The 23,001-nt window shown below is 63.9% G+C and carries 23 protein-coding genes; 4 read left to right on the top strand and 19 right to left on the bottom strand.

Going from position 1 to position 23,001, the window contains the following annotated elements; all coding sequences use genetic code 11:
- Genes RGQ15_RS17100 through paaN form a run of 3 tightly spaced genes read right to left on the bottom strand, consistent with a single transcriptional unit; the run spans position 1 to position 3,756 of the window.
- On the bottom strand, positions 1-873 hold the full coding sequence (locus tag RGQ15_RS17100) for a branched-chain amino acid ABC transporter permease (RefSeq protein ID WP_311161861.1): 873 nt from the start codon (positions 871-873) through the stop codon (positions 1-3).
- A gap of 59 nt (positions 874-932) precedes the next feature.
- A complete protein-coding gene (locus RGQ15_RS17095; RefSeq protein ID WP_311161860.1) occupies positions 933-2,078 on the bottom strand; it encodes an ABC transporter substrate-binding protein in 1,146 nt (381 codons plus the stop codon).
- 28 nt (positions 2,079-2,106) lie between these two features.
- On the bottom strand, positions 2,107-3,756 hold the full coding sequence (gene paaN, locus RGQ15_RS17090) for a phenylacetic acid degradation protein PaaN (RefSeq protein ID WP_311161859.1): 1,650 nt from the start codon (positions 3,754-3,756) through the stop codon (positions 2,107-2,109).
- A gap of 99 nt (positions 3,757-3,855) precedes the next feature.
- Between paaN and paaG the strand changes: the two genes are divergently transcribed.
- The 4 genes from paaG (at position 3,856) to RGQ15_RS17070 (ending at position 7,141) form a co-directional block, all read left to right on the top strand.
- The gene (gene paaG / locus RGQ15_RS17085) at positions 3,856-4,644 is read left to right on the top strand and encodes a 2-(1,2-epoxy-1,2-dihydrophenyl)acetyl-CoA isomerase PaaG (RefSeq protein WP_311161858.1); all 789 of its coding nucleotides are present in this window, start codon (positions 3,856-3,858) and stop codon (positions 4,642-4,644) included.
- Between the two features lie 14 nt (positions 4,645-4,658).
- Positions 4,659-5,090 (top strand): hydroxyphenylacetyl-CoA thioesterase PaaI, encoded by a 432-nt coding sequence (gene paaI, locus RGQ15_RS17080; RefSeq protein ID WP_311162220.1) that lies wholly within the window; start codon positions 4,659-4,661, stop codon positions 5,088-5,090.
- Positions 5,091-5,117: 27 nt separating this feature from the next.
- Positions 5,118-6,428 (top strand): phenylacetate--CoA ligase PaaK, encoded by a 1,311-nt coding sequence (paaK, locus tag RGQ15_RS17075; protein ID WP_311161857.1) that lies wholly within the window; start codon positions 5,118-5,120, stop codon positions 6,426-6,428.
- 113 nt (positions 6,429-6,541) lie between these two features.
- Positions 6,542-7,141 (top strand): TetR/AcrR family transcriptional regulator, encoded by a 600-nt coding sequence (locus RGQ15_RS17070; protein ID WP_311161856.1) that lies wholly within the window; start codon positions 6,542-6,544, stop codon positions 7,139-7,141.
- On the opposite strand, the gene RGQ15_RS17065 is transcribed toward RGQ15_RS17070, so the two are convergent.
- The 16 genes from RGQ15_RS17065 to RGQ15_RS16990 form a co-directional block, all read right to left on the bottom strand.
- On the bottom strand, positions 7,125-7,745 hold the full coding sequence (locus RGQ15_RS17065) for an acyltransferase (protein ID WP_311161855.1): 621 nt from the start codon (positions 7,743-7,745) through the stop codon (positions 7,125-7,127). The genes RGQ15_RS17070 and RGQ15_RS17065 overlap by 17 nt on opposite strands.
- Entirely contained in the window at positions 7,742-9,805 is a 2,064-nt protein-coding gene (paaZ, locus tag RGQ15_RS17060) for a phenylacetic acid degradation bifunctional protein PaaZ (protein WP_311161854.1), read from the bottom strand. The genes RGQ15_RS17065 and paaZ overlap by 4 nt, the downstream gene beginning before the upstream one ends.
- A 41-nt stretch (positions 9,806-9,846) precedes the next feature.
- Entirely contained in the window at positions 9,847-10,599 is a 753-nt protein-coding gene (locus RGQ15_RS17055; protein ID WP_311161853.1) for a Phenylacetic acid catabolic protein, read from the bottom strand.
- A 10-nt stretch (positions 10,600-10,609) separates the two neighbouring features.
- Positions 10,610-11,686: a 1,2-phenylacetyl-CoA epoxidase subunit PaaE gene (gene paaE / locus RGQ15_RS17050; RefSeq protein ID WP_311161852.1), complete on the bottom strand. Its 1,077-nt coding sequence runs from the start codon at positions 11,684-11,686 to the stop codon at positions 10,610-10,612.
- A gap of 34 nt (positions 11,687-11,720) precedes the next feature.
- On the bottom strand, positions 11,721-12,245 hold the full coding sequence (paaD, locus tag RGQ15_RS17045) for a 1,2-phenylacetyl-CoA epoxidase subunit PaaD (protein WP_311161849.1): 525 nt from the start codon (positions 12,243-12,245) through the stop codon (positions 11,721-11,723).
- Positions 12,246-12,250: 5 nt separating this feature from the next.
- A complete protein-coding gene (gene paaC, locus RGQ15_RS17040) occupies positions 12,251-13,024 on the bottom strand; it encodes a 1,2-phenylacetyl-CoA epoxidase subunit PaaC (protein WP_311161848.1) in 774 nt (257 codons plus the stop codon).
- On the bottom strand, positions 13,024-13,311 hold the full coding sequence (gene paaB, locus RGQ15_RS17035; protein ID WP_311161847.1) for a 1,2-phenylacetyl-CoA epoxidase subunit PaaB: 288 nt from the start codon (positions 13,309-13,311) through the stop codon (positions 13,024-13,026). The genes paaC and paaB overlap by 1 nt, the downstream gene beginning before the upstream one ends.
- A gap of 36 nt (positions 13,312-13,347) precedes the next feature.
- Positions 13,348-14,799 carry an amidase family protein gene (locus RGQ15_RS17030; protein WP_311161846.1) on the bottom strand — a complete coding sequence of 484 codons (1,452 nt, stop codon included), beginning with the start codon at positions 14,797-14,799 and terminating at the stop codon, positions 13,348-13,350.
- A gap of 16 nt (positions 14,800-14,815) precedes the next feature.
- Positions 14,816-15,802 carry a 1,2-phenylacetyl-CoA epoxidase subunit PaaA gene (gene paaA / locus RGQ15_RS17025; RefSeq protein WP_311161845.1) on the bottom strand — a complete coding sequence of 329 codons (987 nt, stop codon included), beginning with the start codon at positions 15,800-15,802 and terminating at the stop codon, positions 14,816-14,818.
- 14 nt (positions 15,803-15,816) lie between these two features.
- Entirely contained in the window at positions 15,817-17,022 is a 1,206-nt protein-coding gene (gene pcaF, locus RGQ15_RS17020; protein WP_311161843.1) for a 3-oxoadipyl-CoA thiolase, read from the bottom strand.
- 156 nt (positions 17,023-17,178) lie between these two features.
- Positions 17,179-18,012, bottom strand: coding sequence for a PaaX family transcriptional regulator C-terminal domain-containing protein (locus RGQ15_RS17015; RefSeq protein WP_311161842.1), 834 nt, complete (start codon positions 18,010-18,012; stop codon positions 17,179-17,181).
- A gap of 264 nt (positions 18,013-18,276) precedes the next feature.
- Complete coding sequence (gene minE, locus RGQ15_RS17010) at positions 18,277-18,546, bottom strand: cell division topological specificity factor MinE (protein ID WP_311162217.1); 270 nt, start codon at positions 18,544-18,546, stop codon at positions 18,277-18,279.
- 2 nt (positions 18,547-18,548) lie between these two features.
- A complete protein-coding gene (gene minD, locus RGQ15_RS17005; protein ID WP_311161840.1) occupies positions 18,549-19,367 on the bottom strand; it encodes a septum site-determining protein MinD in 819 nt (272 codons plus the stop codon).
- A 24-nt stretch (positions 19,368-19,391) separates the two neighbouring features.
- Entirely contained in the window at positions 19,392-20,156 is a 765-nt protein-coding gene (minC, locus tag RGQ15_RS17000) for a septum site-determining protein MinC (RefSeq protein WP_311161839.1), read from the bottom strand.
- 246 nt (positions 20,157-20,402) lie between these two features.
- Positions 20,403-21,821, bottom strand: a complete 1,419-nt coding sequence (locus tag RGQ15_RS16995; RefSeq protein ID WP_311161838.1) for a mechanosensitive ion channel family protein — start codon at positions 21,819-21,821, stop codon at positions 20,403-20,405.
- Positions 21,822-22,028: 207 nt separating this feature from the next.
- Entirely contained in the window at positions 22,029-22,823 is a 795-nt protein-coding gene (locus tag RGQ15_RS16990; protein WP_311161837.1) for a hypothetical protein, read from the bottom strand.
- Positions 22,824-23,001 lie beyond the last annotated feature (178 nt).

The raw sequence follows: 23,001 nt of genomic DNA, 5'->3' as shown, positions 1-23,001 counted from the left end.
TCACACCCGATCCGTCGATTTGGACCCGAAGAGGCCCTGCGGCATGAAGAACAGCACCGCAAGGATCACGACAAAGGCCGCGGCCTCCTTGTATTGCGACGACAGGTAACCCGCTGTCAGCGCCTCAAGTAGACCCAGCAGAAGCCCGCCCGCAAAAGCGCCCTTGGGATTGCCCATGCCGCCCAGCATCGCGCCCGCGAATCCCTTCAGCGCAAGACCCAGACCCACGTCATACGAGGTCATGGTAATCGGCGTGATCAGCACGCCCGCGAAGGCGCCGATGGCCGCCGAAAGCGTGAAGGACAGCGTCATGACGAAATCCGTGTTGATGCCGACAAGCTGCGCCGCGAGGCGGTTGTTCGAGGTCGCCAGCACCGCGCGGCCAAGGATCGTGCGGGTGAAGAACAGCCACAGCCCGACAAAGACCGCGAAGGCCCCGCCAATGGCCCAGAGGCTTTGCGTGAGGATCGTCGCGCCCATCACATGGATGGGATCATCACCCGAAAATGACGGGAAGCTGTGGATCTGCTTGTCGAAGATCAGTTGCGCCGCGCCCCGGATGAAGATCGAGGCGCCGATGGTGATGATGATGAGCGAGACGACCGGCGCGCCGCGCGCGGGCTCGATTGCGAACTTGTTCAGCCCGACCCCGATAGCTGCCGTGGCCGCAATGGCCAGCAGCGCGGCCAGCGGCAGCGGCAATCCGGCGGCATGGGCGAAGACGGTGATCATGCCGCCCAGCATGACGAATTCGCCCTGTGCGAAGTTCACCACGCCCGAGGCGTTGTAGATGATGGTGAATCCTAGCGCGACAAGCGCATAGACCGCACCGACGGTCAATCCTGAGAACAGGAATTGCAGGAGTTCGGACATGCTGGGGTCCTAAGGCTAAGGGCTCGGGCGTGGACGGCCCCATGCGGGGCCGCAACGGCTTACTCGACGATGCTCCAGGCTCCGTTCCGGACCTCGAGCATGCGGAAGGCCGAGAGGTCGAGCCCCAGATGATCCTCGGCGGACATGGTATAGATGCCGGTGGTTCCCGCGAGGCCAGCCACGCTTTCGAGCGCGTCGCGGATCGCCTCGGGCTCATTGCTGCCCGCCGCCGTGATTGCATTGACCATCAGCGCGAAGCCATCATGGGCATAGCCGCCAAAGGTGCTGACCGGCATCTCGTACCTATCCTCGAAAGCCTTCTTGTATGCGGCAACCACGGGCTTTTGTGCGTCGTCATCAGCCAGAAGATCGGCCACGAGCAAGGCCGTGCCTGGGAGGCGCACGCCCTCGGCTGCATCCTTGCCCGCAAGTTCGATGAAGCCATCGGAAGCCACGCCATGGGATTGGTAGAGCGGCAGGTCGATGCCCAGCTGCTTGTAGTTGCGGGTCACGATCGACGGGCCCTGGCCGAAGCCGGGGTTAAGGACAGCCTGAATGCCCGCCGCGTTCTTGATCTTGGTCAGCTGCGCCGTCATGTCGGCATCCTTGGGGTCGTAGGTCTCGTCGGCGACGATCTCGATGTCGTATTCTGCAACGACGTCCTTGCATTGCGCCTGCATCGAGGCCCCGAACCCGTCCGTCCCAGAAATCATGCCGATCTTGGTGATCGAACGCTTCTGCATGTCTTCGAAGATCTTCTGGCAAGCCATGCGGTCGGTATGCGGGGTCTTGAAGGTAAAAGGCTTCACCGGCTGGATGATGTCGATGGCCCCGGCGAGCGAGATGAAGGGCACCTCGGCGTCTTCCGCGACCGACAGGATCGACATGGAAGTGCCGGTCGTGGTGCCGCCGATGATGGCCTGCACTTCGTCGTCCTCGATCAGACGCGTGGCGAAGGTGCGCGCCTTGTTGGCATCACCGCCGTCGTCGTACAGCACCAGTTCGACTTCTTCGCCGTTGATGCCCCCTTTTGCGTTCAGTTCCTCGACCAACATTTCAAGCGTCTTGGCCTCGGGGTCGCCAAGAAACGCCGCGGGACCAGTCGCCGAAACCGAAGCTCCCAGCTTGATTTCGGCATGCGCCGCGCCGGTAAGTCCAAGCGCGATCAGGGCGACCGGTACGGTCGTCTTCAGGGTCTTGATCATGGGTTCCTCCTCCCAAAAGTAACTTAGTTCAGGCGGCCGCAGGACGGCGCCACATCACGCGCCGAAACCGGCTGGCGACGAATACGCTGTCGGTCAGGCTGGCATTTCCGGCCGGGTTCGCCCCGGTGACGTGGAAGTCGCTGAAGGCGGCCGACTGGTTGACGAAAATGTTGCCGGTAAGATTGATCGACAGGTTCACGCCCGCGGCACCGAATGCCGTCACGGCGTGCTGGATGCGGGCTTCATCCAGATCATAGATCGCGGCGGTGATGGCGCCCTTGCGGCGGGCGAGATCAGCGGCGCGGTCGATCCCTGTCGCCGCATCCGCGACGGGGATCAGGAAGGCAATGGGGCCGAACCATTCTTCTTCGCTGGCAGGATCGCCGTCTTCGACCGAAAGCAGAAGTGGAGTGGCGGTGCGCCCTTCCGCCAGGGCCGAACTGTCCCGGAAGATCCGACCGCGAGAACGGGCCTGATCGACACGTTCCAGCGTGGCCGGATTGGCGATCGCCCCGCAGATACCGGCAGCGCGCGCCGGGTCGCAAAGCAACTCGTCGATTGCCGAGGCTAGCGCCCCCGCGACCTCGTCGAAACTCTTGTGACCCTGATCGGTCTCGATCCCGTCCTTCGGGATGAAGATATTTTGAGGCGCGGTGCACATCTGACCCGAATAGAGAGCCAGCGAGAAAGCAAGATTGGAGCACATGCCGGAGAAATCGTCGCTCTCGGCAATTGTCACCGTGTTCACTCCCGCCTCTTCCGAGAATATCTGCGCTTGCGTCGCATTTTCTCGCAACCAGTCGCCGAAGGCACCCGAGCCGGTATAGTCGATCAGCTTCACTGCGGGATGAACCGCCAAATCCTTGGTGATCTCGGCACCCGGCTCGTCCACCGCGAGCAAGATGGCCCCGGCGGGCAATCCAGCCTCGGCAAAGACTTCGCGCAATACGCGAACAGATAGCGCAAGGGGCAGGATCGCCGAAGGATGCGGCTTGATGATGACCGGATTTCCCGTCGCGATGCTTGCGAATATCCCCGGATAGGAATTCCACGTCGGAAAGGTATTGCAGCAGATCGCGACGGAGATGCCTGCCGGGACAACGGACCACTGTTTTTCCAGCGTTATCGGGGCAGCCTTGCCTTGCGGCTTTTCCCAACGGGCCGAACCGGCGAAACGGTTCATCTCGTCCCAGGCCATCGCGACGGCTTCCAGGGCGCGATCCTGCGCATGCGGGCCGCCTGCCTGAAATGCCATTGCAAACGCTTGTCCGGTGGTATGCATGACCGCGTTCGCCATCGTGAAGCTCATACGGTTCAAGCGGACCAGCGCCTCAAGGCATGCTCCGACGCGCAACTCGGCTGAAGCGGCAGAAAGCCGGGCCGAGGCTGCCTGAGCAGTGTCGATCAGGGATTCGACTGATGCTGCAGGATAGGCAATGTCAAGTTCCAGGCCGAACGGCGATAGCTCAGCGCCGAGGCGGCGGTCCTCGGGGTGCCCGGGGATATCGAACTTCCTTCCGAGCAGTGCTGCGAACGCGGCCGCGCCATCCTCGCGGGCAGTTTCACCATAGATCTTGCCGCTTGGTACTTCCGGGAAAGGGGTCCAGTAACCACGGGCCTGAAGCGCGTCCAGCGCGTCATCCAGCATCGGCCGGTGCCGATTGAAGTACTCTGACATGACATCCCTCCCAAGATCACATTATCATTGACCGACCGGTCGGTTTATGCAACACAAATCTTCAAGGAGCCTCGGAGGAGCGAGGCAGGGAGTTTCGACATGACAGACACGGTTCTGACGACGCTGGTCGAGGGCGTCCTGACACTGACGCTCAACCGTCCGGAAAAGCTGAATTCCTTCAACGAGGAAATGCATCTGGCCCTGCGTACTGGTCTCGAGATGGCCCATGAGGATCCGACCGTTCGGGCCGTCCTGTTGACGGGAAACGGCCGTGCCTTCTCTGCGGGACAGGATCTAGGTGACCGTGATCCGCGCAAGGGTGGGCCTGCCCCGGATCTGGGTCACACGCTGGACACTTTCTACAATCCGACGCTGCGCCTGATCCGCAATCTGCAAAAGCCGGTGATTTGCGCGGTCAACGGCGTGGCCGCCGGCGCGGGCGCGAATCTGGCGTTTGCCTGCGACATCGTGCTGGCCGCGAAATCCGCGAAATTCATCCAAGCCTTCGCGAAGATCGGTCTTGTTCCCGATGCCGGTGGCACCTGGAGCCTAGCCCGCATTCTGGGCGAACCCCGCGCCAAGGCGCTGGCGCTGACCGCCGAGCCGCTGATGGCCGAAAAGGCCGCCGATTGGGGTCTGATCTGGAAAGTTGTGGAGGATGATGCCTTGTTGGCCGAGGCCACCGCGCTGGCGACCCAGCTCGCGGCAGGCCCGACCCTCGGTCTTGGCCTGACCAAGCATCTGATTCAGGCGGCAGCGACCAACAGCCTTGACGAGCAGCTTGACCTTGAACGCGACTGCCAGCGGCGTGCCGGGCGCAGCTCAGACTATGCCGAAGGCGTCACTGCGTTTCTGGAAAAGCGCAAGCCGGAGTTCAGCGGTCAATGAAACCGGTCTCCGAAATGACCCCCCAGGAATTGGCCGAGGCTTCGGCCAAGGCGATGTGGAACGACGATTCCGCCAGTCAGCGTCTCGGCATGAGCCTTGATCATATCGCCCCTGGCGAGGCCGACCTGACGATGACGATCACCGCCGAGATGTCGAATGGCCATGGCAATTGCCACGGCGGCTACATGTTCACCCTGGCAGACAGCGCCTTTGCATTTGCCTGCAACAGCTACAATCAGCTGGTCGTGGCACAGCACTGCTCGATCACCTATCTTGTTCCCGGCCGGATCGGAGACCGGCTCACCGCCCGCGCGCGCGAAGTGTCGCGCCGGGGTCGTTCGGGGATCTACGACATTCGCATTTTCAACCAGAACGGCGAGCATGTGGCCGAGTTTCGTGGTCACTCGCGCACCGTCAAGGGAACCCATCTTCCGGTCGAAAGCTGACCGCACCGCCTTGCTAGGGAGGAAACCATGCAAGACCTGTCCCCGATGAATGCCGGGCTTGACCCCATCGAAACCGCCTCGCGCGATGAGATCGCCGAACTTCAGTTCCGCCGCATGCAATGGTCGCTGAAGCATGCCTACGAGAATTCGCCCTTTTATCGCAGGCGCTTCGATGAAAACGGCGCCCATCCCGATGACCTGAAGTGCCTCGCCGATATCTCGCAATTTCCATTCACCGTGAAGCAGGACCTGCGCGAGACCTATCCCTTTGGCATGTTCGCCACCCCGCGCGAAAAGCTGGTGCGCATCCACGGCTCGTCGGGCACCACCGGCAAGCCCACCGTCGTCGGCTATACCCAGCGCGACATCGACACCTGGGCCAGCCTGATCGCCCGCTCGATCCGCGCGGCGGGTGGCCGTCCGGGCGACATGCTGCACAACTCCTATGGCTACGGGCTGTTCACCGGCGGCCTCGGCGCGCATTACGGTGCCGAGAAGCTCGGCTGCACCGTGGTCCCGATGTCGGGCGGCATGACCGAACGCCAGGTGACGCTGATCAACGACTTCAAGCCGCGCATCATCATGGTGACGCCGAGCTACATGCTGTCGATCCTCGACGAGTTCCGCCGTCAGGGCCTTGATCCGCGCGAGAGCTCGCTGGAAATCGGTATCTTCGGGGCCGAGCCTTGGACCAACTCGATGCGCCAAGAGATCGAGGAAGCCTTCAACATGCATGCCGTGGACATCTACGGCCTGTCCGAGATCATGGGCCCCGGCGTCGCGCAGGAATGCGTCGAGACCAAGGACGGGCTGCATGTCTGGGAAGACCATTTCTATCCCGAGATCATCGACCCGGTCACCGGCGAGGTCCTGCCCGACGGCCAACTTGGTGAACTCGTCTTCACCACGCTGACCAAGGAAGGCCTGCCGATGGTGCGCTACCGCACCCGCGACCTGACCCGCCTGCTGCCGGGCACCGCGCGCAGCATGCGCCGGATCGAGAAGATCACCGGCCGCAGCGACGACATGATCATCCTGCGCGGCGTCAACGTCTTCCCGACCCAGATCGAAGAGCAGATCCTGAAATGCCAGGGCCTCGCGCCACATTTCCAGATCGAGCTTTCCCGCTCGGGCCGGATGGACAACATGACCGTCCATGTCGAATGCACGCCCGAGATGTGCGACGAAAGCGCCCGCGCCCATTCGGCCAAGGAACTCGCGCATCACATCAAGTCGGTCGTTGGCGTTTCGACACGCATCAATGTCACCGATCCGAACGGCGTCGCCCGCTCGGAAGGCAAGGCCAAGCGCGTGGTGGACAATCGGCCCAAGGAATGACAACCGGTCGCGGCGTCCGACATGACATGCTGCGACGTAATCGCTAAAAAGACGGGGGTTTATGGCCCCCGTCCGCGTGCCGGACGCTGATTGAGGCGGACGAAAGGATTTTCATGGCTCGGACACGAGCAGTAGATTTCGATGAGAAACGGCGCGGCCTGCTGGATAGCGCGGCCGCCGTATTTGCCGACCTGGGCATGGAAAAAGCTTCCATGGCGCAGATCGCGGCCCATGGCCAGGTCTCAAAGGCGCTGCTATATCACTACTACCCCAGCAAGGGCGAATTGATCTTTGAGATCATCATCACTCATCTCGAAGAACTGAATGAGGCGATCGAGGCGGCTGATGATCACTTGCTTCCGCCGCAGCAGAGGCTGCGCAAGCTGGTCGGCATCGTCCTCGAGAACTACCGGGGCGCAGACAACCAGCACAAGGTCCAGCTCAACGCGACCTCCGCCCTGACGGATGAGCAGAAGGCCGAGATCCTTGCCGTGGAAAAGCAGATCGTCAGGCATTTCGCCACGGTACTGCGCGAGATAAATCCCGATCTCGACAATCCCGAAAGGCCCTTGCTGACCCCGGTCACCATGTCGCTCTTCGGCATGATGAACTGGGTCTACATGTGGTTCCGCGATGGTGGCCGGATCTCGCGCGAGGACTATGCCGATGTCGCGACGACCCTGATCCTCGAGGGGATCAAGGCCGTTCGCTGAAGCCCGCGCGTTCGAGCACCAAGGGATCATAGCGCGGGGCCTCGGCCCTACGCCGGTCCGCTTCCGGTTCCGTCAGCGCCTCGGCCGGCTTCAGCTTGTCCCGCGCCTCGAGCGCGAGCTGCTGGTAGACGCCGGTGCCGCGCCGCTTCCAGTCGATCTCGTCGGCGGACAATTCGCGGATGACCTTGGCGGGCGAGCCGACAGCGAGGCTGTTCGGCGGGATCTGCGCCCCGGCCTTCACGAAGGCCATGGCCGCGACGATCGTGTTCTCGCCGATCACCGCCTCGTCCATCACCACCGCATTCATGCCGACCATTGCATTGCGCCCGACATGGCAGCCGTGCAGCACGGCGCCATGGCCGATATGGCCCAGTTCCTCGACCACGACATCCTTGCCCGGGAAGGAATGGATGACGCAGGTTTCCTGCACATTGCAGCCCGGCTTCAGGATGATGCGCCCGAAATCGCCCCGCAGAACGGCGCCCGGTCCGACATAGACTGTTGGGCCGATGATCACGTCGCCGATCACCACCGCCTCGGGATGCACGAAGGCGGCGGGATCGATCACCGGGACGATGCCGTCCCAGGCATAGGTTCGGCTCATTCCGCGGCCTGGGCGACGGCGGGCCAGGTCTTGGCGACCATGGTCAGCACGTCATATTGCGCGACCACCGCCCCGTTCTGGTTGGTGACCTGGCAATCCCAGCGCACCTCGCCATGCTCGGCATTGGCGCGCGGATTGATCTCCTTGCAGGTCAGGCGGACCTGCAGCGTGTCGCCGAAATAGACCGGGGACAGGAAGCGCAGGTTGTCGACGCCGTAATTCGCCAGCACCGGGCCCGGATTGGGCTCGACGAAAAGGCCCGCCGCGAAGGAGGCGATCAGGTAGCCATGCGCCACGCGATCTTCGAAGAACGGGTTCGCCTTGGCCGCCACCTCGTCCATGTGGGCATAGAAGGTGTCGCCGGTGAACTGGGCGAAATGCTCGACATCCTCGCGGGTGATGGTGCGGGTCGCGGTCACCAGCTGGTCGCCGATGCTGAGCTCGGCCAGGGACTTGCGGAACGGATGCACGCCCCGCTGGGTCGGCGCGCCCTCGATCCAGCGCCCGGTCACCGCCGAAAGCAGGCGCGGCGCGCCCTGCACCGCGGTGCGCTGCATGTAGTGCTTGACGCCGCGCATGCCGCCCATTTCCTCGCCGCCGCCGGCGCGGCCCGGACCGCCATGGACCAGCGCCGCCAAGGGCGAGCCATGCCCGGTCGAGGTCTTGGCCGAGGCGCGGTTGCCGATCATCACCCGGCCATGGAAGGGTGCCGCACCGATCACCACCTCTTCGGCGACCTGGGGATCATCGGTGAAGACCGACGAGACCAGCGAGCCCTTGCCCATCCGGGCCAGCTCGACCGCCTCGCCCAGGTCGTCATAGGGCATCAGGGTCGAGACCGGGCCGAAGGCCTCGACATCGTGGATGTTCGCCGCCGCGAAGGGATTGTCGGCGTAAAGCAGGACCGGGTTCAGGAAGGCGCCGCGCTCGGCATCGCCCGAGGACAGGCGGACCTCGTCGGGATTGCCCGCGACGATCTCGGCATCGGCCTGCAGCTCGCGGATGCGCTCGCGCACCTCGTCGCGCTGCTCGAAGCTCGCCAGCGGGCCCATGCGGGTCGCCTCATCCCCCGGCAGGCCGACGGCGGTCTTTTCCAGCCGCGCGCGCAGCGCCTCGACCAGCGCCTCGACCTGCGCGCGGGGCGCGATGACGCGGCGGATGGCGGTGCATTTCTGCCCGGCCTTGGTGGTCATCTCGCGCGCCACCTCTTTCACGAACAGATCGAATTCCGGCGTGCCGGCGACCGCGTCGGGGCCGAGGATGGCGGCGTTCAGGCTGTCCGCCTCCATGGTGAAGCGCACCGAGTTCTCGACGATCGCCTTGTGCGATTTCAGCTTGCGCCCCGTCCAGGCCGAGCCGGTGAAGGTCACCGCGTCCTGCCCCGTGACATGGTCCAGAAGGTCGCCGACCGAGCCGCAGATCAGCTGCAGCGCGCCTTCCGGCAGGATGCCGGTCCCGATGATGCGGCGCACCATCAGCTCGGTCAGGTAGGCGGTTTGCGAGGCCGGCTTGACGAGGCAGGGCACGCCCGCCAGCAGGGTCGGCGCGATCTTCTCGAGCATCCCCCAGATCGGGAAGTTGAAGGCGTTGATATGGACCGCGACGCCTTGCAGGGGCGTCAGGATATGCTGCGCGCTGAAGCTCGCATCCTTGGACAGGGTCTCGACATCGCCATCGGTCAGCACGCGGGTATTGGGCAGCTCGCGGCGGCCCTTCGAGGCGAAGGTCAGCATCGTGCCGATGCCGCCCTCGATGTCGATCCAGCCATCGGTGCGGGTCGCGCCGGTCTTCAGGCTCTCGGCGTAGAATTCCTCTTTCATGCCCATCAGGGCCAGACCCAGCGCCTTGAGCATGGCGGCGCGGTCATGGAAGGACATGGCGCGCAGCTTCGGCCCGGCGACCTCGCGGCCATGGGCGAGGGTGGCGGCGAAATCAAGGCCCGTCGAGTCGATCAGGGCAACCGTTTCGCCGGTCGCGGCATCCAGAAGCGGCTGGCCGTCCTTCGCGCCGGGGGTCCAGCGGCCGCAGACATAGCTTTCAAGCCGACGCGGAGTGGTCATGGGTCAATTCCTCGATCAGTTCAGTGGGGGCAAGGCCCCCGTCAAAGGCCGATTGCGGCCAGACGTTCGGTGACAAGCGCCTGCCAGCGGGCAAGCAGCGTTTCGTTCGGGGTGCGGCGCAGGCCGAAGCGCGCCAGCATGTCGTAGCGGTTCGAGGCGAGGCTGCCGAAACCGGCCGCGACGCGCGGCTGCCAATAGGCCAGCGAGGCCTGCGCGGCTTCGCGCCCGGCCTCGGTCGCGGCGAGGCGTTCGAGGCCCTCGAGCCCCAGCTCGGCATGGCGCGCCTCGCGCGGGGCGATCTCGCGGAAGACCTCGGCCAGCGGGCCGTAGCTCACCCGCGTCAGCTCGGTCATCTGCACCCCGGTCGCGAGGCCCTGCAGCGTGTTCAGCACCACGGCATCGGCCCAGCCGGTGATCGGGTAATGCAGGACCGACAGGCGCATGTCGCCGCCAAGGCGGCTCGCGCCCAGATCGGCCTCGCGCGAGACCCGCGCCGCCCAGTCATGGCTGGTCTCGTAGCGCGAGGTATCGGTGCCGAACTCGCCCATCACGGCAAGGACGCGGCCCGCGTGATCGGCCTTTTCCAGCGTGATCCGGCTGGCGGCGATGCGCGCCTTGATGCCGGGGGCGAAATTGATCGCCCCGGCGAAACCGGCCGAGGCGGCCAGCTCGCTGTCGACGAAGCTCGCCATCAGGCGCAGCAGCTCGCCGCGATAGCGGGCCGGGACGTTCTCGGGCGCGGTCAGCACGCCGCCCTGCGCCAGGTAGTCCTCGATGTTCATCGTGTCCGACATGGCGCGGGCCTCACTCGTCATAGGTCACGACCACGCGGTCGGACAGCGGATAGGCCTGGCAGCTCAGGACATAGCCCGCGCGGACCTCGTAATCTTCCAGCGCGTGGTTCACCGCCATCTCGACCTCACCCTCGATCACCTTGCAACGGCAGGTCGAGCAGACACCCGCCTTGCAGGAATAGGGCGCGTCCATGTTGTTGGCGATGGCGGCGTCGAGGATCGTCTCGCCCTGCCGCGCCATGGTGAAGTTGCGGGTGGCGCCGTCCAGCGTCACCGTGGCCTCGGTCCCCGCGCCCGGCGCGACGGCGTCGCGCGATACGGCGCGGGCCTTGGCCTTGCCCGGCTGGCTGCTGGCGAAAAGCTCGAACTTGATCTGGCTGTCGTCCAGCCCATGCTCGCGCAGCGAGGCGGCGATGGCCAGCATCATCGGCTCGGGGCCGCAGATGAAGGCGGTGTCAATCGCCTCGGCGTCGATCCAATGGGTGAAGAGCGCCTTCATCTTCTCGGCATCGACCCGGCCGGTGAAGAGGTCGATCTCCTGGCCTTCCTGTTCCAGCACATGGATGACCGAGAAGCGGCCCAGATACAGGTTCTTCAGATCGTCCAGTTCCTCGCGGAACATGATCGTGTTGATCTGGCGGTTGGCATAGACCAGCGTGAATTGCGAGCCCGGCTCGCGCGCCAGCACCGTCTTGATGATCGACAGAAGCGGCGTGATGCCCGAGCCGCCAGCAAAGCCCAGATACTGCTTTTCCGCCCCCGCCTCGATCGGGGTATAGAACTTACCCATCGGCGGCATGGCGTCGATTTCATCGCCGGGCGCAAGATTTTCGTTGGCCCAGGTCGAGAAGGCGCCGCCATCGACGCGCTTGATCCCGACCTTGAGGCAGCCCTCGTCGAGACCGGCGCAGATCGAGTAGCTGCGGCGCAGCTCCTCGCCGTCGAAATCGCGGCGGAAGGTCAGGTATTGGCCTTGGGTGAAGTCGAAGAGCGCGCGGTCCTCGTCGCGCGGGGCCAGGGTCACGACCACGGCATCGCGGGTCTCGCGGCGCACATCGGTGACCTTCAGCGGGTGGAAGCGTGCCATTCGGGTATCCTTCCTGAAGAAGCGGGATGCATCCTCAGATGCATTTGAAATAGTCGAAGGGTTCCAGACAGTCGGTGCAGCGATAGCTTGCCTTGCAGGGCGTCGAGCCGAACTGGCTGAGTTTCTCGGTCTTGGTCGAGCCGCAGCGCGGGCAGGCGATCACCAGGTTCGAGGACCCCGCGAGCCGCGCGATGCGCCCGGCCAGCCGGCCATCGGCGGCGGTGCCGTCGATCGGCGGCGCGATGCCATAGGCGCGCAGCTTGTCGCGGCCCTCCGCGGTGATCCAATCCGTCGTCCAAGGCGGCGAAAGCTGGCGTTCCAGCCGCAGCTTCTCGATGCCGTGGCCGCGCAGGGCGGTCTCGATATCGAGATTGATGATGCTGGTCGCGGGGCAGCCCGAATAGGTCGGCGTGACGGTGACGACCAGCGTGTCATCGGCCCAGGCGACAGCGCGGATGATACCGAGGTCCGTCAGGCTGATGACCGGGATTTCGGGGTCCGGGACCTGCGAGAGCCAGTCCCAGACCTGATCCGTGCCGGGATGAAGCGCGGCGGCCATGGCGCTTACCAGACGGCGTTCGGATAGGCGCGCTGCAGGAACTGCATCTCGGCCAGGATGAAGCCCAGATGCTCGGAATGGATGCCCTGCTTGCCGCCCTTGTGCTGCCAGGCCTGCCCGGGGTTTTCCAGCGTCGCCTCGGCCAGGACCGCATTCACCGTCTCGTCCCAGCCGGCTTTCAGGCTGGAGGGCAGCGGCGCGATGCCGGCCTCGGCCATGGCCGCGTCTGTCGCATCGTCCAGGAACATCTCGCCGGTATAGGCCCAAAGCGATTTCAGCGCCTTTTCCATCCGCGAATGGCTTTCGGCCGAGCCATCGCCCAGACGGATCACCAGGTCGGCCGAGCGTTCGAGGTGATAGGCCACCTCTTTGCCGGCTTTCGCGGCGATCTCGGCGACGCGCGGGTCGCTCGATTTCTCGAGCGCGCGCAGCAGCTCGGCATGGAAGGCGTCGAACAGGAACTGGCGCATCAGCGTCACGCCGAAATCGCCATTCGGGCGCTCGACCAGCAGCAGGTTGCGGAAGGCGCCCGCGTCGCGCAGATAGGCCAGCTGGTCGGCAGTCTGGCCCTTGCCCTCGACCTCGGCGGCAAGGCCGAGCCAGAGCTGGCACTGGCCGATCAGGTCGAGCGCGGTATTGGCCAGCGCGATGTCCTCTTCCAGCGCGGGCGCATGGCCGCACCATTCCGAGACGCGGTGACCCAGGATCAGGGCATTGTCCCCGACCCGCAGCAGCCATTCCGCGAAAGCGGTCCGGTCGATGCTTGCAAGCTCGGCCATCACATGTGCCCCACTTCTTCGGGGATGTCGAAGAAGGTCGGGTGGCGATAGACCTTCGAGTTCGACGGCTCGAACAGCGGGCCTTTCTCGGACGGGGCCGAGGCGGTGATGTCATTCGACTTCACGACCCAGATCGAGACGCCCTCGTTACGGCGCGTATAGACGTCGCGGGCATTGCAGATCGCCATTTCGGCGTCGGGCGCGTGCAAGCTGCCGACATGGCGGTGATTCAGGCCGTGCTGACCCCGGATGAAAACTTCCCAGAGCGGCCATTCATTCTTGGACATTCTCGAGTCCTCCCTTTTGCCGTGAAGGCAGGTTGTTCATGCGCTGACGGGCAGAGCGGTGCGCCCGAGCAGGGATTCGATCGCCATCCCGATGGCGAGCAGGTCGCGGTCGGAACCTTCCGGCCCGTCCAGCTCGATGCCGACCGGCAGGCCGGTCACCGGCCCCAGCCCCGCCGCGACGGAAAGGCCGGGAATGCCCGCATTCGAGCTGGGATCGGCATTGCGGATATAGGCGCCAAAGACCTCGGGCGCGCTGGCCTCGGGGGCTTGCTTGGCCGCGACCTGCGGCGTCGTCGGGAAGATCACCGCCGCGACGCCGCTTTCGGCGAAGAGCTTGCGATAGGCCTCGATCAGCGCCGGACGCGCGACCTCGATCGCGTGGCGATAGATCGGCGCGGTCTCGGTCAGGCCACCATCCGGGGTCGGCATCATGCCGGGCAGGATGAAGCTCTCGTAGGTGGCGCGCACATCGGGGCTGACCATCGCCGCCACGACATCCTCGATGGTCTTGCCGGGGACATGCGCGGCCAGGTAGTCGCGCAGATGGTCACCCGCCTCACCGAAGCAGACCGGGAAGCTGACGGCATGGTTCAGCGCGAAGATCTCGGCGACATCGAGCGTGACGAATTCCACGCCCTCGGCTTCCAGCCGCGCGATCACGCCGTTCCAGACCGCCTGCACATCCTCGTCCAGCCCGGCGAGAAACTCTGCCCCAAGGCCAAGCTTCAGGCCTTTCAGCGCGGCGGGCTGGATCTCGGCCGCGCCGGTGATGACGCGGTCGATCAGCTCGATATCGGCGACGCTGGCGGCGAGCGCGCCGGCGGTGTCGCGGGTCCGCGAGATCGGCACCAGCCCCTCGGCCGGGTAGCGGCCGAGGGTCGGGCGCAGGCCCGAGATGCCGTTGATCGCGGCCGGAAGGCGGACCGAGCCGCCGGTATCGGTGCCAAGCCCGGCAGCCACCGCGCCAGATCCGACCAGCGCGCCGGTGCCGCTGGAGGAACCCGCGGCAAAGCGGGTCAGGTCAAAGGGGTTGCGCACGCCCATCTCCGAGCCGGTCCGGTAGGTCGGGTTGTAGCCCGAGATGCCGAAGGCCAGCTCGTGCATGTTCGCGGTGGCGACGACGATGGCGCCGGCCTCGACCAGTTTGGCCAGAACCGGGGCGTCGGCCCCGGCAATCGCATCCTGCAGGCCCGGGGTTCCGGCGGCGGCAGGCAGGCCCGCTACCTGGATATTGTCCTTGACGACGATCGGCAGGCCGGCCAGCGGGCCGGTGATCTCGCCGGCATCGACCCGGCGCGCGGCGGCCAGCGCCGCATCCGCGTTCAGATGGGCGGTGGCGTTCAGTTCAGACCAGCCTGCAATGCCGGACAGCGCGGCCTCGACTGCCGCGACCGCCGTGGTGCCACCGTCGCGGATCGAGGCAAGGATTTCGCCCGCGCTTTGGCGGTTCGCGGCCTTGGCGGCAAGTTTCGGTGCAAGATCGTCCATCATTTCCCCCAAAGGCTCATTCCGCGGCCTGGCGACGCGCGGCCGCTTTCTCGGCATGGGCCATCAGCCCGTCACGGAACCAGGCGCCGTCCTCCCAGGCCTTGACGCGCGCGCCCAGGCGTTCTTCGTTGCAGGGGCCGTTGCCGGCGATCACCGCGAAGAATTCCGACCAGTCCGGCTCGCTGAAATCGTGGCCGCCCTTTTCCTCGTTCCATTTCAGGTTCGGGTCGGGAACGGTCAGGCCCAGATACTTGGCCTGCGGCACGGTCTGGTCGACGAATTTCTGACGCAGCTCGTCATTGGTGTTCATCTTGATCTTCCAGGCCATGGACTGGACCGAATGGACCGAGTCCTTGTCCGAGGGGCCGAACATCATCAGCGCCGGATACCAGAAGCGGTTCAGCGCGTCCTGCGCCATCGCCTTCTGCTCGGGCGTGCCCGAGGCCATCTTCATCATGATGTCGTAGCCCTGGCGCTGGTGGAAGCTTTCCTCCTTGCAGATGCGGATCATCGCGCGGCTATAGGGGCCATACGAGGTCCGCTGCAGCGGCACCTGGTTCATGATCGCCGCACCATCGACCAGCCAGCCGACCGCGCCGATATCGGCCCAGGTCAGGGTCGGATAGTTGAAGATCGAGGAATATTTCATCTTGCCGGCATGCAGCGCCTCGAGCAGCTCGTCGCGCGAGACACCCAGGGTTTCGGCCGCCGAGTAAAGATAAAGGCCGTGGCCCGCCTCGTCCTGCACCTTGGCCAGCAGGATCGCCTTGCGCTCGAGCGTGGGGGCGCGGGTGATCCAGTTGCCCTCGGGCAGCTGGCCGACGATCTCGCTATGGGCGTGCTGGCCGATCTGGCGGATCAGGGTCTTGCGATAGCCTTCCGGCATCCATTCCTTGGGCTCGATCTTCTCGCCGCGGTCGATGCGCTCCTGGAAGGCGATTTCCTCGGGCGTCATCTCGTCGCGGGTCTTCGACCCTTCGGATTTCACAAGCTGTGCATACATGGCTGGCCTCCCTGTCAGACGCGTTCGATGATCATGGCAATACCCTGCCCCACGCCGATGCACATGGTGCAAAGCGCGTAGCGCCCCCCGCTGCGGTGAAGCTGATACATCGCGGTGGTCACGAGCCGGGCGCCCGACATGCCCAGCGGATGGCCAAGTGCGATGGCCCCTCCGTTCGGGTTAACATGGGGTGCGTCATCCGGCAGTCCAAGGTCGCGCAGCGTGGCGAGGGCCTGGCTGGCGAAAGCCTCGTTCAGCTCGATCACATCCATCTGGCCGATGGTCAGACCGGCGCGTTCCAGCACCTTGCGGGCGGCGGGCGCGGGGCCGATGCCCATGATGCGGGGCTCGACCCCGGCGGCGGCCATGGCAACGATCCGGGCCTTGGGCGTCAGGCCGTGCTGGCGGGCGGCGGCGCCCGACAGGATCGCCAGCGCGGCCCCGCCGTCATTCACGCCCGAGGCATTGCCCGCGGTGACGGACAGATCGGGGCCGTTGACGCCCTTGAGCTTGGCCAGTTGTTCGGCCGTGGTGCCGGGACGGGGATGCTCGTCGGTCGCGACGATGACCGGCTCGCCCTTGCGCTGCGCGACGCTGACCGGGACGATCTCGGCGGCGAAGATGCCTGCCTTTTCCGCGGCGGCCCAGCGGGCCTGGCTGCGCGCGGCGAAGGCATCCTGGTCCTCGCGCGAGATGCCGAAATCGGCGGCGACGTTGTCGGCGGTCTGCGGCATGCTATCGACGCCGAACTGCTTCTTCAGCGCCGGGTTGACGAAGCGCCAGCCGATCGTGGTGTCATAGACCGCATTGCTGCGCGAAAAGGCGCTTTCGGCCTTGGGCATGACGAAGGGCGCGCGGGACATCGACTCGACGCCGCCCGCGAGGACGAAATCGCAATCGCCCGCCCGGATCGCGCGGGCGGCCATGCCGACCGCATCCATGCCCGAACCGCAGAGCCGGTTGATCGTGGTTCCCGGAACGCCGATGGGCATGCCCGCCAGCAGCACCGCCATGCGGCCCACGTTGCGGTTGTCCTCGCCGGCCTGGTTGGCGCAGCCGAAGATCAGGTCATCGACCGCGGACCAGTCGACGCCCGGATTGCGCTCCATCAGCGCTTTCAGCGGCAAGGCCGCCAGATCGTCCGCCCGGACCGAGGCCAGGGCCCCGCCGTAACGCCCGATGGGCGTCCGTACCGCGTCGCAGATGAAGGCGTCGTTCATGCCTCGCTCCCTTGAAGTGTGGAAAGATCGGCAAACCTCCAATTCACCGACCGCTTGGTCAGCTTATACGCGACAAAACATCACGAATAAATAGAAAATTCATATTTTATGTGATGTTTTGAAATATGCGATCAAGGCGTTGGAAATGCGAATATTTCATCTCAATCCGGTCAGTCTGATCCGCGTTTCCTGAGTTTCGGCGGGTAGAAGTCCGTCGATCCCCTCGAATCGCGCTGCAATGTGACGTTCCGCCGCTTCGGTGAGACCCAGGTAAAGCTCACGGAAAAGCTCCTTGGCTGCATGGCCTTTCCAATCGGCCGGAAGCGCAGCCTGAGGCAGTCGCGGATCTTTCAGAAGCACAGCGCGATAAAGGTGGACCAGCAGCAGTCGCGCCACCAGCGCGCTGGCGTCCGACATTCGGTCACGGCCAATCGCCGTGCGCAGGCGCTCGAACCGGGCGATCATGTCCAGATAGCGCGCCTGAAGCCCCGCAAGATCCCAGTAGGCCGTCAGATGACTTATATCTTCCGGATCGGCGGCACGAAACATCGTGCTTGCGGTCGGCGCGATCTGGCCGCGATCCGGGCGAATGTAGACCTGCCCGCCCATATTACCCAGCCTCAGCCGTCGGGCTTCCTCGTCGGTCAGGCCGGGCGCGTGGATGATCTGCCAGCCCTGCGTTGGCATGTCCGGAGCGTAAAGCAGCGCCGCAGCCTCTTCGAACTCCTTCCGGGCAGACGCGTCCAACCGGTAATAGCTGCGCCGACCCGCACGCTCTCCCTGCAATCTCTTGGCCGCCACCAGCCGCGAGATGGCGGTGCGAACGAGGGATTCATTGATCCCGACCAGTCGGCAGACCTCGATCAGCGTTCCGGTCCACAAAACCCCGCCGCGCGGCACCACGACATCGCCGTAAACCGTGACAATGAAGGCAGCGGAACGCAGAGAGATCCCTTCAAGCAGTTTCGCAATCAATCCATCCTCAGCCATCGCCCCCCCTTTCGGCAGACCCAAAGACCGACGAGCAGCCCGCGAGGTGAGATTTCTTACGATGAGCCAGTCGGTTGCGCCATAGCGAGCGTCATTCGTCAGGCAAACATGACTGTCGATGCCAAGGGCGAAGCGCAATTATGTGCCCCACCCGACGACCTGAATGCGGTATCGCCGCCTGCCCCGGACCGAGGCGCGAAATTTCGACGGGCCCAACCCAGTCGAACTGCCCGGAGAATGAAGACAGGATTGGGGCCCGTCGCCTCAGCTGTCGCGCTTGAGCTTGGTGGCGCCCGGAAGCTCGATGTTGATCTCGAGACTCGACAGATCATCGCCACGCTCGAGCTTGACCTCGACGGCATCGCTGTCGATTTCCATGTGGCGGCGAACGACCTCAAGAATGTCGCGTTGAAGCATCGGCAGGTAGTCCGGGCTGGAACCGCCGGCGCGTTCATGCGCCAGCAAGATCTGAAGCCGTTCCTTGGCGGTGCTTGCCGGACTGGGCTTTCGCGGGCGGAACGAAAAACCGAACATGTTCATGCCGTCCGTCCCAACAGACGCTGAAGCAGGCCGCGACGTTCGGCGGGATTGATCCGCATCTCGATCTGCTCGCCGACCAACCGGCCGACAGCATCTTCATAGGCTTTGGCCGCGGCGGACTTCTCGTCAAGGATCACCGGCATGCCGACGTTCGACGCCCGCAACACCGTCGGGCTTTCCGGGATGATGCCCAGGAGCGGGATCGCGAGAATTTCAAGCACGTCCTCGACGCTCATCATATCGCCAGTCGAGGCGCGCTGAGCATCAAAACGGGTCAGCAGCAGATGCGACTTCACCGCGCTTCCGTCGCCCTTTTCGGCCAGATGGGTCTTGCTGTTCAAAAGGCCCAGAACCCGGTCGCTGTCACGCACCGAGGAAACCTCGGGATTGGTCACGACGATCGCCTCGTCGGCATAATACATGGCCAGATGTGCGCCGCGTTCGATCCCGGCCGGGCTGTCGCAGACGATATAGTCGAACTCTTCGCGCAACTCGTCCAGAACCGCCTTGACGCCTTCTTGCGTCAGCGCATCCTTGTCACGGGTCTGCGAGGTCGGCAGCACGAACAGGTTTTCAAGCCGACGATCCTTGATCAGCGCCTGCTTCAGCTTGGCGTCGCCCTGGATCACGTTGATGAAGTCGAAGACCACGCGACGCTCGCAGCCCATGATCATGTCAAGATTTCTCAGTCCCACATCGAAATCGATGACCACAACCTTTTTGCCGCGCATCGCAAGCCCGGCGCTGACTGCGGCAGAGGAAGTCGTCTTGCCGACACCGCCTTTGCCAGAAGTGACTACGATGACCTTGCTCACCTGCGCATCCTTTCGCTTCGTGGACTACTTGAGGGTTTCAACGCGCAGTTTCTCATCGTCGAGAAAGACCTGCACATATTGTCTGGGGATGTCCGGCCCCAGGTTTTCGCTTGTTCGGTAAAGACCTGCGATCGCCAGAAGCTCGGCGTCGAGATCATTGCAGAAAATCCGGGCGGACACGTCTCCATTGACCCCCGCAAGGGCGCGACCGCGCAAGCGACCGTAGACGTGGATGTTACCCGACGCGATCACTTCGGCACCGGAGCTGACCGACCCGATGATAACCAGATCACCGCGATCGGCAAAGATCGTCTGCCCCGAACGGACCGGCTGGGTGACAAGCCGCGATCCCGGCAAAGGAGGCTCCTTCGCAACCGGTGCCTGAACGACCTCGGCGCGCCGATCTGGCCGCGAAACCCGATCAAGGGGTGCATTGCGACCACCGGGCAAAAGGATCAGGCCGGCCTTTTCGGCGGCGGCGATCTGAAGATCCGTCGCATTCTGGATGCCAAAGACCGACAGTTTTCTCGCTCTCAATTGATCTGCGATCCGGCCGATAGCCTCGGAACTGTCGAGCCCGACAGACTGCTCAAGGTCAATGACGACCGGAGCATTCTCGAAAAACTGCGGAGTCTGGCGCAGCTTTACATCCAGCGCCTCGAAAAAGCCCTCATCCGCCTCGCCGGCAAGCTGAATGGCCACCGCCGTAAAGAAGCGTCCCCGGATCTGGACGGGCTTGACGCGCGCGACCTGCCGCGACGTCGACTCGCTGAATTGTTCTTTTTGCACGCTCGACTTCTGCCCGATTTATACACGCACAAGTTGTGTCCTGCGCGTGGGTGTTTTCTGAATCAGTAATACGTCCGCGCCGCTGCGTCCATGAACAATACAGTCGAAATACGAATTCGGCAAAGTTGCGCCGTAAATCTGACCGCCATCTCACGCTGCCTGCGCAACCGTGCAAAGGACCGCCAGATCGCTGCTGCCAGCGTCAGCATGCCAAGACGGTTATTGGTCATTTCCCCACGCACCGCGTCACGATGACTCTTCAGCGGGTTTCGTTGCCCCCTTCACGACGCTGAGGCGTCTGCCGATCTCGGACACAAGTTGCCATCGGACGCGATTGCGTTCTGCGGTCTGCACCCAAGGCCAGCAGGTGAATGTATATGCGTCGCCGGTCATTGCGCTGAGCGTCAGGGCCGGCGCAGGCTCCTTCATGACATCGGGGTTCTCCTCCATGACCTTGCGGAGGATCGACTCGGCCTCGTCCAGGCTGTGTTCGGATGCCTTGACCTCGATCTCCAGCGAGAGACGGCGCGTGTCGGCCCCGGTCGAGTTCACGATGACATCTTCCCAGATCTTGTTGTTGGGGACGATCACCTTGCGGTTTTCGGCCGTGCTCAAATGCGTAGAGAACAGGGAAACCTTTTCGACTTCACCCGAAACGCCCGCCGCCTCGATTTCATCCCCCGCGTCGAAGGGGCGAAGGAACAGGATCAGCATGCCGCTGGCGAAATTGCTGATCGTGTTCTGCAGCGCAAAGGCCAGAATGAAGCCCGCTGCACCAAGCCCCGCAAGGATCGGGGTCATGTTTGTGCCGATCCACGACAGGCCAACGAGAAAGCCGATCAGCCCGCCAAGGCGGGCAATCCAGCGTCGCAGGAAATGACGCATCAACTGGGAACTCAGACCCGTCTTCCTGAGGGTGGTACTGACGGCAAGGCTCAGCAGCCATCCCACCATGATACCGACCACAGTGGCAATAAGGACGGTCATGACCTTGCGGGCCAGCCGCTTTCCGCCATCTTCGGCATAGGCCCATTCCTTGAGCGTGAGCCAGGCCGAATTCAAATCCCGGGTATCAAGCTGAACTCCTCCCACGTCCTTGACATATGCGCGATAGCTCTGGGTATCGGCAGGGTCTCCTCCCTTGTCTTCATAGGCGTCCATGACCAGGCGGAACCGGTCCGAAATCGCGGTTCGTCTTTCACGCAGCCCCGAGATCTTCTTGACCAGTTCTTCCTGCTCGGGGGTCAGTTCAGGCTCGGACTCCGCCGGCGCGTCGGCTGCCTCCTCGCCCTGCGCCTTTTCCTGTTCGGCATTCAGGCGAAGCAACTCGATCTCGGCCTCGGAAAGATCGTTGACAGCCCCTTGCAGAAGGTCCTGCCATGCCGACATCTCGGTCTTGAGCTGGCTCAGTGTCAGGGGCTCCAGGAGCCTATCGAGCACGACAGGATCAACCTCTGGATCGTCTGTTGTCACCGCCTCTTCGGCCGCGTCAGCCGAAGCCACGATCTCTTGCAGTGCTGACCGCACATCCTCTGTCGTGACTGGCGGCGGCTCATCTGCGCCACCTGCGGGCTGGGCGAGGACGGAGCCTGCGGCCAGCGAAACCGCCATCGCGACGGTCAAAGACCTCAGCAGCCGCGCGGGCCGTCCGACCGACGCGATCATGGCTGGTGCCTTTCGGCCCGGCATCCCGTCAGGGCAAAAAAATGCGGATCTGGAGAAAGGCAGTCTATTCCGGGGCGAGAAAACAAAGGGCCACTCCCTTGCTGCTTATGCCGTTCTAGAATGTCAGCGGCAGACTAGCACAGGGTGTCGCCCGTTGGGAACGCCCCCTTCGCAGATGGCGGCGACAGGTCGCAACACGGAAGGCAATCAAGGGCTTCGATCCACTCCAAATCCGTCCATCGCCCATTCATAGACACGGGCATCCGTCCGGAAACTCCAGATCCGCCCCGAGCCGATATCAATGATCTCCGTCACGACCGCGCACCACAGGACCGAAAGGACGATCGCCGCCATCTGGCCGCGCCGTCCGGTCAGACCGAACTGGTAACCGACAGTTGCCGAGCCAAGGGCACTCATCGCGAGCAGCAGCCAGATCAACTGCATCGGCATCCGATATTCCATCATCAGCCGCATGGCGGTCGTGGAATCGAAAGCGTTGTTCAGAGAATTCATCAAGGACGTGACGGCTGGTGTTGGCGCCTCGGCAACTCGCCGTTCCAGCATCGTCCAGATCCGCGCCTGAAGCAGATCGGACTCGGCAGTGGTTTCGCCGATCTCGGACGAATCCGGTGCCGCGCGCACGAAACGATAGTGCAACAAGAGATAACGCTTGAGATCCTGCACCATCGCCGCGCTCTGATCACCTCCGACGGCCTGCGCCTGAAGAATTGCCGTCCCGATCGCATTGACCTCCGCAAGACCGCTATTCATGCGATTTTCGAGCCGCGTGGATGCTGTCGAAAGGTTCAGGGCAAGCACGAATGCCAGCAACCCCAGAACGCTGCCGACGACCAGCGTGGCGCCTTCATCCGCACCTGCGCCAATCGCTCTGCGCCTTCGTCTTCCTATCCCCAGACCCAGTTCGAAGGACAGGATCAGGCCTGCCAGCAAGCAAAGGAAGAAGGCGAGCGGGTTCTTTTCTAGAAATTCGATGAACGGCATCTGTGCAATCCAAGGCCCCGCACCGGCAGCCTGTGTGGCCACCTTTCGCGACAAGATATCCCGGGCGATTGAAACGGCAAGAGCAGAGATGAGGCACCAAGATTCGTTCTTGGCGAAACGGGCTAGCAGAGTCCCATCGCAACCGCCGCGTCTGGCATCGGCCAGGGCAGATCGGAAC

It is taken from the genome of Paracoccus sp. MBLB3053 (assembly GCF_031822435.1).
GTDB lineage: Bacteria > Pseudomonadota > Alphaproteobacteria > Rhodobacterales > Rhodobacteraceae > Paracoccus > Paracoccus aurantius.
This window is presented reverse-complemented; position numbering and strand designations above follow the sequence as displayed.